Origin of the sequence: Variovorax jilinensis (genome assembly GCF_030316885.1) — a bacterium.
Lineage (GTDB): Bacteria > Pseudomonadota > Gammaproteobacteria > Burkholderiales > Burkholderiaceae_C > Variovorax > Variovorax jilinensis.
In genome coordinates, this window is the sequence record NZ_JASZYQ010000001.1 from 1343117 (window position 1) to 1356485 (window position 13369).

14 protein-coding genes are annotated in these 13369 nt (G+C 63.6%); 6 read left to right on the forward strand and 8 right to left on the reverse strand.

Annotation, left to right across the window (positions count from 1 at the left end; genetic code table 11):
• Positions 1-22 precede the first annotated feature (22 nt).
• Both QTH87_RS06460 and QTH87_RS06465 read left to right on the forward strand, forming a co-directional pair.
• Entirely contained in the window at positions 23-1003 is a 981-nt protein-coding gene (locus tag QTH87_RS06460; RefSeq protein WP_286607799.1) for a Bug family tripartite tricarboxylate transporter substrate binding protein, read from the forward strand.
• A 4-nt stretch (positions 1004-1007) separates the two neighbouring features.
• Entirely contained in the window at positions 1008-1973 is a 966-nt protein-coding gene (locus QTH87_RS06465) for a PDR/VanB family oxidoreductase (protein ID WP_286607801.1), read from the forward strand.
• Between the two features lie 234 nt (positions 1974-2207).
• Here QTH87_RS06465 and QTH87_RS06470 read toward each other — a convergent pair whose 3' ends face one another.
• Positions 2208-3254: an aldo/keto reductase gene (locus tag QTH87_RS06470; RefSeq protein WP_286607802.1), complete on the reverse strand. Its 1047-nt coding sequence runs from the start codon at positions 3252-3254 to the stop codon at positions 2208-2210.
• A gap of 135 nt (positions 3255-3389) precedes the next feature.
• Here QTH87_RS06470 and QTH87_RS06475 point away from each other — a divergent pair, with 135 nt between their 5' ends.
• Together QTH87_RS06475 and QTH87_RS06480 are read left to right on the forward strand one after the other, a co-directional pair.
• Positions 3390-4385 carry a LysR family transcriptional regulator gene (locus QTH87_RS06475; RefSeq protein WP_286607804.1) on the forward strand — a complete coding sequence of 332 codons (996 nt, stop codon included), beginning with the start codon at positions 3390-3392 and terminating at the stop codon, positions 4383-4385.
• Between the two features lie 171 nt (positions 4386-4556).
• A complete protein-coding gene (locus QTH87_RS06480) occupies positions 4557-4844 on the forward strand; it encodes a DUF1330 domain-containing protein (protein ID WP_286607807.1) in 288 nt (95 codons plus the stop codon).
• A gap of 121 nt (positions 4845-4965) precedes the next feature.
• On the opposite strand, the gene QTH87_RS06485 is transcribed toward QTH87_RS06480, so the two are convergent.
• Both QTH87_RS06485 and QTH87_RS06490 read right to left on the reverse strand, forming a co-directional pair.
• Positions 4966-5913, reverse strand: coding sequence for a homocysteine S-methyltransferase family protein (locus tag QTH87_RS06485; RefSeq protein ID WP_286607808.1), 948 nt, complete (start codon positions 5911-5913; stop codon positions 4966-4968).
• Between the two features lie 160 nt (positions 5914-6073).
• Positions 6074-6385, reverse strand: coding sequence for an FAD-dependent monooxygenase family protein (locus QTH87_RS06490; protein WP_286607809.1), 312 nt, complete (start codon positions 6383-6385; stop codon positions 6074-6076).
• A gap of 61 nt (positions 6386-6446) precedes the next feature.
• Between QTH87_RS06490 and QTH87_RS06495 the strand changes: the two genes are divergently transcribed.
• Positions 6447-6980: a cytochrome b gene (locus QTH87_RS06495; RefSeq protein ID WP_286607810.1), complete on the forward strand. Its 534-nt coding sequence runs from the start codon at positions 6447-6449 to the stop codon at positions 6978-6980.
• A gap of 39 nt (positions 6981-7019) precedes the next feature.
• A complete protein-coding gene (mdoH, locus tag QTH87_RS06500) occupies positions 7020-8846 on the forward strand; it encodes a glucans biosynthesis glucosyltransferase MdoH (RefSeq protein ID WP_286607811.1) in 1827 nt (608 codons plus the stop codon).
• A 450-nt stretch (positions 8847-9296) separates the two neighbouring features.
• On the opposite strand, the gene QTH87_RS06505 is transcribed toward mdoH, so the two are convergent.
• The 5 genes from QTH87_RS06505 to QTH87_RS06525 form a co-directional block, all read right to left on the reverse strand.
• Positions 9297-10118: a methyltransferase domain-containing protein gene (locus QTH87_RS06505; protein ID WP_286607813.1), complete on the reverse strand. Its 822-nt coding sequence runs from the start codon at positions 10116-10118 to the stop codon at positions 9297-9299.
• 276 nt (positions 10119-10394) lie between these two features.
• Positions 10395-11024, reverse strand: a complete 630-nt coding sequence (locus QTH87_RS06510; RefSeq protein WP_286607814.1) for a hypothetical protein — start codon at positions 11022-11024, stop codon at positions 10395-10397.
• Entirely contained in the window at positions 10991-12601 is a 1611-nt protein-coding gene (locus QTH87_RS06515) for a DUF1254 domain-containing protein (RefSeq protein ID WP_286607817.1), read from the reverse strand. Before QTH87_RS06515 ends, QTH87_RS06510 begins: the two co-directional genes overlap by 34 nt.
• Positions 12585-12827, reverse strand: a complete 243-nt coding sequence (locus QTH87_RS06520) for a hypothetical protein (RefSeq protein WP_286607819.1) — start codon at positions 12825-12827, stop codon at positions 12585-12587. Before QTH87_RS06520 ends, QTH87_RS06515 begins: the two co-directional genes overlap by 17 nt.
• Before the next feature lie 50 nt (positions 12828-12877).
• Entirely contained in the window at positions 12878-13258 is a 381-nt protein-coding gene (locus QTH87_RS06525; RefSeq protein ID WP_286607820.1) for a RidA family protein, read from the reverse strand.
• Positions 13259-13369 lie beyond the last annotated feature (111 nt).

A 13369-nucleotide genomic window follows, 5' to 3' on the forward strand; every position in this document is an offset into this window, starting at 1 on the left:
TAGAACAACTTGGAGACCCTCGATGAACTTTCCCCGATTCATGCAGGTTGCAGCCGCAGCGTTGCTCGCGACCACAAGCGCCTTGGCCTCAGCTCAAGGTGGCAACTTTCCCAGCAAGCCGATCACCATCGTGGTGCCGTTCCCGGCCGGCGGTGTCACCGACCAGCTCGCGCGCGGTGTCGGTCAGAAGATGTCCGAGAGCTTGAAGGTCCCGGTCATCGTGGATAGCCGGCCAGGCGCCGGCGCGCAGATCGCCGCCAACTTCGTCAAACAAGCGCCCGCAGACGGCTACACGATCTTCATCGGGGACATCGGCTCCTTCGCGCTCAACGGAAATCTCTATGCCAAGCTGAGCTACGACCCGCTGAAGGACTTCACGCCGCTTGCTCGACTGGCCCTCGCTCCGGCACTTCTCGTAGTGAATGCCGACAGCCCGTACAAGACCGCGGCAGATCTGGTCTCGGCCGTGAAGACGAAGCCAGGCGGCGTGAGCATCGCCTCGCAGAGCACGGGCTCGGGCGGACATCTGTTCGCGGAGATGTTGCGCGACAAAACCAAGGGCAACTTGAACCACGTACCGTATCGAGGCTCGTCACCGGCACTGATAGACATGGTCGGCAACCAGGTCGAGGTCTTCTTTGATCCGATGATCACGAGTGGGCCCTTCGTGAAAGACGGAAAGCTCAGGGCGCTCGCCATCGGCGCTGAAAAGCGATCGGCCCAGTTCCCTGACGTGCCCACGCTGGCCGAGGTGGGTCTGGGTGACATCAATCTGGTTGCCTGGTTCGGTATGGCGGTCAGGGCAGGGACGCCCCCTGCTGTGGTCTCGCTCCTAAGCAATGAAGTCGTCAAGGCAATGCAGTCACCGGAGCTGACCAAGAAATTCACCGATCAGGGGCTGGAGGTCGCACCGATGACGGACGTACAGTTCGGCCCCTTTGTGAAGGATGAGACTGCGCGTTGGGGCTTGGTAATCAAGAACGCCAGCATCAAGCTCGAGTAGAACGATGCTGCAGGTACGTGTCACCCGTAAAACGATGGATGCGACAGACATTGCCGTCTTGGAGCTGGCAAGCGTCGACGAGGCGAGGCACCCACTGCCGGCCTTTTCGGCTGGCTCCCATATCGACGTCCATCTGCCCAACGGCCTGGTCCGCCAATATTCTTTGTGCAATAGCCCGGCCGACAGCCATCGTTATCAGATCGGGGTGCTGCGAGATTCCGCCTCGAGGGGCGGATCTGCTGCTGTGCATGATCTGCTCATGGAGGAAGCGACCCTCGAGATCAGTTCACCGCGCAACCATTTCCCGCTCGCGGTCGATGCAAGCCACAGCATCCTGCTGGCGGGCGGCATCGGGGTGACGCCGATCCTATGCATGGCCGAGCGTCTTTCGGCCACTGATGCGTCGTTTGAATTTCACTACTGCACGCGTTCGCTCGACCGCACGGCGTTTCACAGTCGAATTCTTGCTTCAGCCTTTGCTGCGCGCGTCAGCTTTCATCATGACGACGGTGACGAAGATCAAAAGATCCGCCTGCGCGAGCTCCTGGAAGCACGCCGGGATGCGACTGGGGTTCACCTGTACGTGTGCGGTCCCCAAGGGTTCTTGGACTGGGTCATCCAGTCGGCGCAGGCAGTTGCATGGCCCGCGGCCCAGCTTCACTACGAGTACTTTGGAGCCGAGGTCTCGAAGAGCAATGGCGATGCGGAGTTTGAAGTGCAAATCTCCAGCAGTGGCTTGCTTGTCAGGGTGCCTGGCGGGCAGAGCGTGGTGGAGGCGTTGGCGCAACACGGCGTCCAAGTAGAGACGTCATGCGAGCAAGGCGTCTGTGGAACATGCGTCACTCGCGTACTTCGCGGCACCCCGGATCACCGGGACCACTATCTGACAGCCCAAGAACATGCCGCGAATGACCAGTTCATGCCATGTTGCTCGCGCTCCAGATCTCCCGTCCTGGTCCTAGACCTTTAGCGCCTCGCCCAGGCGGCGTCGCGCGGCCACCAGATGCTGCCTGAATCCTTTGATGCTTGATCGAAGAAGGGGCATGGGCGCGCCGACCGCCCCAAAGGGCTGCTTTCGCTGCTTTCGCTGCTTTCGGGCGACGACGCCACCAGGCGGTCCAGGCCATAACCGGACGTTCCCTTAAATGGCCCATCGTGTAGCGTGAGTTCACTCGACCCGCACGCCGCATTGCCTCGTTGAGGTTCATGCTACCGAGCGCTTCGGCGGATCCAGTTGCTCAAGCTGACCTCCTGCCAAGCTCTGGCGGGTGGACGCTTGGTTCAGCAGGTCATGCGGAAATCCCAGACTGGGCGAGCCCGCCGCGTTCAATAGCGAAAGTTGCTGTTCTGTGAGCCGCACATCCGCGGCGGCAAGGTTGTCCTCCAGCTGTACCACCGACTTCGGCCCAATGATGGGAATGGCACCGCGTGCTGCCACCCAGGCGATGGCAACCCGTCCCGGGTTCGACCCCATCTCTTCGGCGACCGCATGTAGGGCGTCAAGGACCGCGCCTTTCTGCGCGCTGTCTTCTTGGTGGATGAGCGCGCCCAACTGAGTCGCGCGGCCCACTTCGCCACGACGGTACTTGCCAGTGAGAAGACCTCCGCCCAGCGGCGACCAGGCCACCGTGCCGAGGCCCAGTGCCTGCGCCATCGGCAGCAACTCTCGTTCGGCTGTGCGCTCGACCAAGCTGTACTCCAACTGGACGCCAGCGATGGGAAGCGAGCCCCGCATCTCGGCCAAGGTGACCGCACGGGACACGCGCCACGCCGGGAAGTCCGACAGGCCCGCGTACACAACCTTGCCGGCTCGTGCCAGGTCGTCCACACCGCGCAGCACTTCCTCCATCGGCGTGACGCCGTCAGGCATGTGGACCCAAAGGAGGTCGATACGGTCGGTCTTCAGCCGCTTCAGGCTGGCTTCAACCGACTGGACCATGACCTTTCGCGAGTTGCCGGTCGCCGCAACGCCAGCTTGCGCAGGAGTGGGGCCCAGCGAGAACTTGCTGGCCAACACAATCTTCTCGCGAACCGGCGCAATCAATTCGCTGAGCAGCGCCTCTGACTGGCCGGCTTGGTAGTTGTCGGCCGTATCGATGAAGTTGCCCCCGGCCTCCACGTATCGACCGAACATGCGACGGGCTTCATCCGGTTCGGCACCGTAGCCCCACGCCGTACCGAAGTTGCCCGTGCCGAGGGCCAGTTGGGAGACTCGCAAACCAGTGTGGTTGCCAAAAACTTGGTAGCGCATGGTGGTCCTCTTGGATGAACTGCTATGAATCTGTAGCACTGGTGAAGACGCAGCACGTTTTTCCCAGGAGGGGGATGCGTTGTCTATCCATGAAGGTTAAAGTCGCTCCCCAAATTGTTCAAATCGATTGAAAGCATGATTGACATCAACGAGCATGATTTTCATCGCCTCGACCTGAATCTGCTGCTCGTCTTCACTGCGCTGCTGCGCGAGCGAAGCGTCACCCGGGCCGCCAAACGCCTGTACCTCGGACAGCCGGCCATCAGCGCATCCCTGGCCCGACTGCGCGCCTTCGCCGGTGACGACCTGTTCGTGCGCACTGCGCGGGGCATGGAGCCGACCACCCATGCACTCGCTCTCGCGGAGCGGCTCAAGCCGGTCCTCGAAGGCCTGAGTGCCGCGCTCTTCACCACCAGCGCCTTCGACCCATCCTCGAGCGACCGCACGTTCTCCCTCGGCATGTTTGACATCGGGGAGGTCACGCTCGGCCCTGAGTTGCTGGGTGAAATGGAGACGGCGGCACCCTGCGTACGGCTCGCACTTCGACCGGTCGACCGGGCCAACGCGGTCGCTCAGCTCGAAGCAGGGACACTGGACCTTGCCATCACGGATATTGGCGCCACGGCGCAGTGGATACGTACCAAGCCGCTGTTCCAGGAATTCTTCGCCTGCATCTTCGACCCCAAAGTGGTTCGGGCTCGGATTCCAATCAGCCTCAAGGAGTATCTTGCATACCCTCATCTGCTGACCTCATTCGGGGGCGAGTTCGTCGGCTACGTCGACGAGGTGCTGGAGCAGCGCGGTCTTGCCCGCCACGTCACGATGACCACGACCCGCTTCAGCACATTGCCGTTTGTGCTGCGACGCTTCCAGGGCATCGCTTCGCTCCCGGGCACGGCAGCACGGGAGCTGAGCGGCGCGCTGGGCCTCGCCGTGAGCCCGCTGCCTGTCGAGGTCCCGCCGGTAGACCTCTCGCTCGTTTGGCACGCTCGCCACGAAACCGATGCCGGGCATCAGTGGCTCCGAGAATTGGTCTACCGCGTTTGCATGCGGTTTGCGCCGCCTGAGGTGCACAAGCCCAAAAGTTCAAAGCGGACCACCGGACGCGTACAGAGGACCCGTCGACGCTAGCAGGCCCAGCTCGTCATGGCGGACCAACGACCTCTTCGGTCAAACGAGAGTCTCCAATGGACCGGATGGCGCCGGCCCAGGTGTGGCTGGATGCGGCCAGGAGCCGACGTTCGACAGACAGCACAAGCTGTTCAACAATGCAGAGCTCGCATCTCCCGCTTTGGAGGGCATATGGCGGCATATCTTCTTGTTGACATTGAGGTCACCGACCCAAACGCTTACGAGGAATACAGAGCGCAAGTGCCAGCGCTCATCGCGGCACACGGCGGTCGCTACCTTGTTCGCGGAGGTGCGGTTGAAGTTCTCGAAGGCACCTGGGAGCCGAAGCGGACAGTAGTCCTGGAGTTTCCAGACATGGTGTCTCTGAGGGCGTTCTGGGAAGACCCCGCCTATCTGCCTCTTCGCGCCATACGCGAGCGTGCAGCTATGTCAAATCTAGTCGCGGTTCAGGGCATTTGACGCGAGCAACGGTCTATGGACCGCTTGGGCGAGACTGAAGTCGGCCAGAAGGAGTCCATCGCAAGCGACCGCTGTGCTGCAGCGCTACGGCACTGATCGCGGGCCCGCAGCGCGAGATTTGCTACGTCACGCGGTCTTGAACCCATGCGTCTCGGATCGCGCGTAGATGCCGGTCGTCGGTACCGCAGCAGCCGCCCAGCACATTGAGCGTCGGCAGCGGCGTGCGTAGCCTTCGGTAGCGCTCACCCAAATCGGCTGGGTCACCGATGTCCAACTCGGTCGCGGCGTCCAGCTCGGCGTGGCTGCGCGTCGACGCGTTCGCGCGAATGCCTTGAATCCTCGCGGTCCAAGCTCCACCGTCGGTGAAGCACGGCTCGACGTGGCTCGGATGCGCGCAGTTCACCGCAAAGTATGCGGGCGCCGTATCTGCATCCACTTGCTCCATCGCTTCGCGCAACGACTCGCCGCTGGGCAGCCGACCATCAGTCTCGACCGTGAAGGAAATTGCGACCGGCAAGCCGACCGCCTTGGCGGATCGAGCGACGCCGATGGCCTCGGCACTGGTGGTCATTGTCACCGCTGACAACATGTCGACGCCGCCCTTTTTCAGCGCCACGGCTTGCGGCAGGTGATAGGCCGCCGCATCGGCCGCGCTGCTTGGTGCATCGGCCACGTAGCCGTCGCCGCGCGGACCGATGATGCCGCTCAGGACCACCGGCCCGCTCAACCGCGAACGCCATTCATCCCGAAGGTCACTCACCAGACGCGCGGCGTCGATGTTGGCCTGTTCAAGCGCCGATGCGTCATACCCGAGCAGGCGACCCCAGTCGGGGTTTGCCCGCCAGGTTGGCGTCTCCAGCACGAAGCCGGCGCCAGGGGTACTGGCGCACAGTTCGAGATAAGGCCGGTAGTAGCGCGTCAGCCGCTCGCGCCCCGCGTAGTCCTGCAGCAGGACAAACGCCGCGAAGTGCGGCAAGTCCACGCCCTCCAGGAAGACAAGCGTCGTCTCAAGCCCGCCGTCGCTGAGAAACAGTCCACCGGCGAGCTGCGGAAGCGTTGCATCGATCATGGCGTACCCCCAATTTCATTCTGGCGCGCCCGCAATCAACTTGCAAACGCTTGTAGGCGCGATGCCGGCGCCGCCAAATTGCGATCGACCTCTTCCGCCTGAAGGGCAGCGGCAGACCCGCAGTCGGCCAAGACCAGACATTCACGACGGGCATCGGCCTTCACCGTCTGGTCATTGGCGAACTCAGCTTTACGCCGTCGGTCTCTCGTTGGAGTGCTGTCAATTTGTGGCCGCGTCGAATGAATTCATCGGGTACGGCGCAGTGCAACGCCGAGTGCAGATCGTCGCGGCGCGCCAGGAGGTAAGGCGCGCCGAACTTCTTCTCGCCCCGCTCGCCAAATATCATGTCGAAGCGGACCTCGCCCGTGTGGGCGTCCTTGTTGTTCCAGGAGCGCGGATAGAAGGCCTCGGCGTCGCCCGGGAAACAGCGTTCCCCTTTAACATCTGCAAGCGGCGCCACCACCACTGCCAAAGCGGACCCATCCACCCGCCCTCAGCCTTGGCTCGCCGCCCGATGAAAACGGAGGCCCGCCATGACACCTGTGTCGCGCTACGCTGCTTCGTCCCGATGGCTGCACTGGATCACCGTGCTGCTGCTACTCGCCATCATTCCGTTGGGCATCTGGATCGCCTTCTTCGAGCCGGCCGACGAGAACTTCAAGATGCGGCTGTACAACCTGCACGAGAGCCTGGGCGTGCTGGTGTTCGTGCTGGTGCTGGTGCGCGTCGTCAACCGGCACCTGAACCCGCCGCCGCCGCTGCCGATCGAGATGCCGGGCTGGATGCGCATGGCCGCGCATGCGAACCACATCGCGCTCTACGCCATGCTGCTGCTGATGCCGCTCACCGGTTTCCTCGCCACCAATGCATGGGGCTTCCCACTTTCATGGTTCGGGGTGCTGCCGATCCCGTCGCCGCTGGGCAAGAACGAGGAGATCGCCAAGGCCCTCTCGTTCCTGCATGGCTGCGGCGCCATTGCGATCGGCGTGCTGATCGTGGCGCACCTGGCGGGCGTGGTGCATCACGTCATGATCCGGCGCGACGGCGTGCTGCGCCGCATGCTGTAGTGAAGCTCGCCGCAGTTTTTCCGCATCAAAGGACCGTTCTTGGATTCCCTGCCCGACGATGACCTCGCGCCACACGCGCAGCAGCAGCCGCAATCACCGGCACCCGGGTTCGACCACCGCCTGCGCTGGCGCCGCATCGGCTTCGCCATTGCCGTGGCCGGTACCTGCATCGGCCTTGTCTGGTTGATGGCCGAGGCGTTGTTCGTCGATGGCGTCGATGCGCTCGGCGCCGGGATGCTGGTCGCCTTTGCATTCACCCTGCCCTGGACCGTCACCGGCTTCTGGAACGCGGCCATCGGCCTGGCGTTGATGATGTTCTGCCGCCGCGACGCCGCCGGCGTAGTGGCGCCGCACCTGCATGCCGCCGACCCCGAGCAGCGCATCGAGACCTCGACCGCGCTGCTGGCCTGCTTCCGCAACGAGGACACGGACCCGCTCTCGCACAACCTGATCTGGATGCTCGAAGGCCTGGTGCACAGCGGCGAGGCGCATGCCTTCCATCTCTATCTGCTGAGCGACAGCGACCAGCCCGCCACCGTGGCGGCCGAGTCGCGCATGGTGGCCGAACTTGAAGCGCGCTTCGGCGGCGCCATCGCGCTGCGCTACCGGCGCCGCGACGACAGTTGCGGTTTCAAGGCCGGCAACATCCGCGACTTCTGCGAACGCTGGGGTGCCGACCACGACTTCGCGATCGTGCTCGACGCCGACAGCGTGATGTCACCGCAGGCCATGCTGAGGCTGGTGCGCGTGATGCAGGCGCGTCCGGAGATCGGCATCCTGCAGACACTGGTGACCGCGCGGCCGAGCGCCAGTGCGTTCACACGCGTGTTCCAGTTCGGCATGCGGCTGGGTATGCGCTCCTACACGCTGGGCGCGGCCAGCTGGCAGGGCGACTGCGGGCCCTACTGGGGCCACAACGCGATCCTGCGGCTGCGGCCTTTCATCGCGCATTGCGAGCTGCCGGAGCTGCCCGGCCCGCCACCGCTCGGTGGCCCCGTGTTGAGCCACGACCAGCTGGAGGCGGTGCTGATGCGCCGCGCCGGCCATGAGGTGCGCGTGCTGCCCGACGAGGGCGGCAGCTGGGAAGAGAACCCGCCCAACCTGCTCGAATTCATCCGGCGCGACCTGCGCTGGTGCCAGGGCAACATGCAGTACTTGCGCCTGCTCGGCCTGCCGCGGCTGCGCGCGGTCAGCCGCTGCCAGTTGCTGCTGGCCATCGGCATGTACCTGGGCGCGCCCGCCTGGCTCGCGTTCATGGGGCTGGGCATGTGGCGCCAGCACGGCTTCCGGCCCGACCTCGGTCTGATCCTGCTGCTGACGGTGCTCGGAATGAGCCTGGCGCCCAAGCTCGCGACCCTGGCCGACGTGCTGCTGCGCGCCCCCTTGCGCCGGGCGTATGGCGGAGCGGCGCGCATCATCGCCGGCGCCGCGCTGGAGTTCGGTTTCTGGATGCTCGTCGCGCCGGTGGTGGCCCTGGCCGTCACCGTGTTCATGCTCGGACTGCCTTTCGGGCGCCGCGTCGGATGGGTGGCGCAGCAGCGCATCGTGCAGGGCATCGACTGGCGCGTGGCGTTGAAGGCGCTGTGGCCGCAGACCGCCGTCGGCCTGCTGTTGGCGGCGGTGGTGGCATGGCGCACGCCAGGGCTGCTCTGGCTCTGGGCGCCTGTCCTCGCGGGCCTGATCGGGTCGATCCCGCTCGCCTGGCTGAGCGCGCATCCGGCCGTGGGCCGCTGGCTGGTGCACTGGGGGATCTGCCGGATTCCGGAGGAGACGCCTACGACGGCTGCGGGAAGCGACGCGGGGATGCACGAATTGCCGGTGCATGGGGGGGCGGGGGGGACGGCTTGGGGGTCGGCGGGGGAGTGAGGGTGGGTTGGGGCAACGAGCGTCGGGTGGTGGAGTACTGCCGCTTCAGACTGAGCAAATGACTGCTATGGGCCCGAAGTCCCATTTTGACGGTGGATAGAGCAGACGTTCAACTCTTTGAAGGCAGGTTCGCTAGGAGCGAGCAGGGGGGCTATGGCTGCAATGCCTTGGGACTGGCCGTCCACACCGAGGTGTCCTCGGTACTTGGATGACTGGAAAGGGCTGACTGCGTAAGTTCGCCCAACCGAGAAGGCCCGCAATCGCTGCACGCCGGACTTGCGGCGGTTGCCGACATCCGGCAGGGTAGGGCATTTCTGCCTACCACCGGGTTGAAAAGAGTGACCGCATCACGCCAGCGCCGTCGTTGGACTTGGCACCGCAGCGAGCAGGGTCGGGGCGGCTGCTGCGGCTCGCGGGCCAACGGGGTTTTTGCCGCAGACGCGGCGGCACCTATGGCTGATCCGGGGTGAGACCCCAGGCCTGAACGAAGACACTCGACAGCACCAGGGTTTCCGGGTCTTCGAGGTGGCACTTCAGGAGAGCAGTCAACTCGTTCAACTCCGCGTCTCCGATCAGCTGCTGACGGAGCATTCTGGTCCGCGCGTTTTCTACGAAATCGAGCAGCAGCATTCGACGGCCATGGCCCTTTGGGTAGGCGTGCACACACGGATGCACGCGAATATCCGTCAACCCGGCGTTACGCATCAAACGCGGCACCTTCGAGCCGATCGTCCGGTCGATCTGATCCAGTTCGGCCGAAGCATTGAGCAATTCGAGCAAACGGGTTTGCGCGTGGTGGGGTGGATCGCAACGTTGCGTGCTTGACTCGGCCTCGTGCAGCGCAACGATGCCCCCGGGCCGGACAAGCCGAACCATTTCCTGCAGCAAGTCCTCGGGTTGCGGAACGTTGACAAGAACCAGCCGCGCGGTCGCGAAATCAAATGACTGCTCAGGCAGGCCAGTCCTGCGGCCATCGCCATGGAGAACTTCGACGTTCGCGAGGTGACCGTCCGCAACGAAGCTTCGCGCACGTTCCACCTGCTCGACGCTACGCTCTACGCCAACGACCCGGCCCGTCGCACCAACGCGCCCGGCAAGGAGCCCCAGACAACCCTGGGGACCACAGCCAATCTCCACTACGCGCCAGCCCGCCGATACACCCACATGATCAAATAACCAGTTCGAATCGGCGGCGAGCTCTTGCGCCTGTCGCCCCAGACGATCCTGCTCGGCCTGCCGATAGCCTAGAAAATAGGGGTCAGCTTCAATCACTGCTTATCTCCGGGACGGAGTTCAGTGCTGGATGTCGCAGCACGGACTCCATTCAGTATGGCCCAGGCACCGCAGGCCTTCAAGTCTTCGCTGGGGCCAGATCTGCGAGTCGGCCGACGGGGGCAATCGTGCCTTGAGTGCCGCACGCTCAGCGCGGTGATGGACCGCAACTGGGCCGTATGCCCAGGTCGACGGCCAATCTCGAAAGCGTGCTTCAGACTGGTTGCAGCCGGTCAACTTCCGCCGGCGAGTGTCGGATGCCATCCGCCGCGTGATCTATTGCGGGCTTCGAGCCAGTTGGTCGGTCAACAGCTTGTCGAGCAGGAAGTCACGCAATTCGACCGTCGCCCGGGAAAGGAAACGGTCTGCCGCTTGCAAACGCACATCGGCACGCGCCAGAGGAGTGAAGCCATCCTCCGGCACCAGGGCGCGCAAGCGCGAAAGATCCACACTGCCTTGCCGGAGCACGGCCACTGCCAGCCCGGCAGCAACTGCCGCCTCGATGGCCGCAATATTGGTGCTTCGTGCGCCATGTGCCAGCTGCGATGTTGCCGTGTCAAGGCTTCGAGGGCAAAGCGCCGAAACAGAGAGCCATTCGGGAGAAGTGCCAATGACAAGGGCTCGCGTCGGTGAGGCGAACGATGAAGTGACCCATATCGGCTGCTGTTGATCAATCAGCGTGCCTTCGCCCTCACCAGTCGGATACAGATCGATGATGCGTCTGGGCGGCCCCTTCTGCCCGACCGTAGCCTGTCGCCTACCAGGAGCTTCGGACCCATTGCCGTAACCGATTCCAGGGACGCTTTGGCACAGGAGCGCAAGTGCAGTATGCAGTAGGGCGTTGCGGCGACTGCCTCCTGCTGCGATTTCGATCACTGCGTCCGTACCATCGGCGGCGCCTTCCATGAGCCATTCGGAGCGGATTCCTTCGGCCAGTAGAGGCGCATGTAAGCGTTGAACGGACCTTTTGGAGCAGGGAGCCAGTTGCTTTCCAACGCGGCCCCTGGCGACTCGTTCTGGACCAGCAGAGTGACGCCCCCGTCGGAATCACGCTTGAGCTGCGGCAGCATTGGCGAGTTGATGAGGTAGCGGTCGATCGGGTTCGCCACCAACAGGCTTGCCGGCAGTTCATACATCGTGAGCGACCAGAACGCATTCACAGGCGGCAACGCGCCGGGTGCGAGCCGCAGCTTGTATTTGTGGGAGCCGTCGAGCTTCTGGCCGGCCGAATCGACCGCATAGATCGGATACATGGCTTCCTGCTTGGAATTGCCGTAGATGCCGATCGTGGCGAGCCACCGATAGAGGTAGTTGTTCGCCAGGAACTGGCGCGTGCCGAACACATCGCCCGAAGTCAGCTTGCCGGAATCGAAGAGCTTCATTCCATCGGCGAAGTCGACGAATGCGTCGGCCCGGCCTTGCTCGAAGGCGGCCTTGACCTCCGGCGAGAGCGCCTTCACATCGATGGTCTTGCTCGCACCGACGCCGATCTTGGCGAAGCGATCCATGAGCGCCTTTTCCGAGGGAACGGTGGGCGCGAACTGCAACACGAAGTTCAGCAGGTTGAAGAATTCCAGCGAGGTCTTCTGCTCCTCGGCCGTCAGAGGCTTCGGAAAATCGATGGCCGGCGCCGCCTTCGGCGCAGGGGTGTTCGTGAAGGCCGAAAGCGGCTGGACCTTGTAGCCGGCCTGGATCTTCTTGACGTTGTCGATGTCGTCTGGCTTGAACAGCTGCGTCCGGTAGACGGCCAGGACCAGCTCGGTCTCGGACCGAATGACCTTCTTCACGCCCTTGGGCACCGTGCCTTTCCAGTTCGGTCCGGCGATCAGGTAGCTGCCGCCGCCGTTGCCGGTGGTGCGGCTGCCGAGGTAGGCGAAGTTGAAGGTGTAGGCATCGATGAACTGCACGCTGAAGTAGCGGCCCTTCTCGATGGGCGGCAGCGTGAGCACGATCGGCTCGGTGCGCAGGTCGAGGCCGAGCCAGGAATAGGGCGTGTCCGAGTTCGGCGTCTGCACGGCCGTATCGGCGGGTGTGAAGACGCGCGGGATGTTCGCGATCTCGTTCCAGGGCGCCTTGAACTCCTTGGCCGAGCGATCGACGAAGTAGTCATGCTGGATTCGGTAACTGTCCACCAAGGGGTAGCCGTAGATGTAGGCCTCTTTGGCGATCGCACGGACCTCGGCCGGGGTGGCGGTCACTTGCGAGTACGCCGGAGCGACTGCGAGCGCGAGGGTCGTGATCGAGATGCGCATGATGGATGTCAGGGGCCAGTTCGTAGTCAATCTGCCAACTCCCGATGATGATTGCTGAACATACGCGCTCCCGTCGGTCTTGCGCAACTGCCCTTTGGGGAAGGTCTTACCGAAGCCACGGGGGTCTCGGATGGAAGCTTTGCTGGCATGGACTTGAGACGACCCGACGGGCGGTGGGCTCACCCGTAACTTCCGCTCCTGGCCGGCTCCTGACCTATGAAGAAAGCGCAACGAAGACGCCTGTCAGCACCAGTCCATAGAACGCCATGCCGATCAGTGTGAGGCCCGCGACCGTCACCACACGGCGACCTTCGCGGACGAACGAGAGTCCACCTGCCGCTGAATAGATTCGTGCCTCTGTGTTCGCCAGAGCCTCTCCGCGCCATCTCCCGAATGAAAGCAAGTGCACTAGCACCTTGCCGGTCAGCACCAGGAGAATCTCGAGAAGCGCATCCATTGAAAGTCTGGGTTGAACGTCTGGTTGTGGCCGAGCGCCGCCACTCACCCTTATGCCTCGGCGACCGCCGCGATGGAAACCATGAGGCCCGGAATTCTCGCCGGCAGCTTGGCACCTTGCCGGGCGGGAGGATCAGAGGGGAACCATCGGATCCATTCCTCGTTCATGCCCGCAAAGTCGTCTTCGTCTGCAAGGACAACGGTGAAACTGACGGCCTTCGCCAGTGAGCTGCCCGCCGCCTCGAGAATTGCCTGCACATTGGTCATGCACTGACGGGTCTGTTCCTGGATCGTGCTACCGACGATCGCGCCCGTGACGGCATCGGCAGGGGACGTTCCAGAGACGAAGACGAGCCCGGCGGCCTTGACCGCCTGACTGTAGGTCGCCGGCGGCTTGGCAGCCTTCGGTGTGTAGACGATCTGGCGAGTCATTGGCTTCTCCGCGGCTGTTGGAAACGGTGGCAATGGTGCCACCCGTCTGCGCAGTTTGGTAGCACCAGGCACCACGATCCCTCGCCGTCATGCGACCGCGCATGGCCGAAC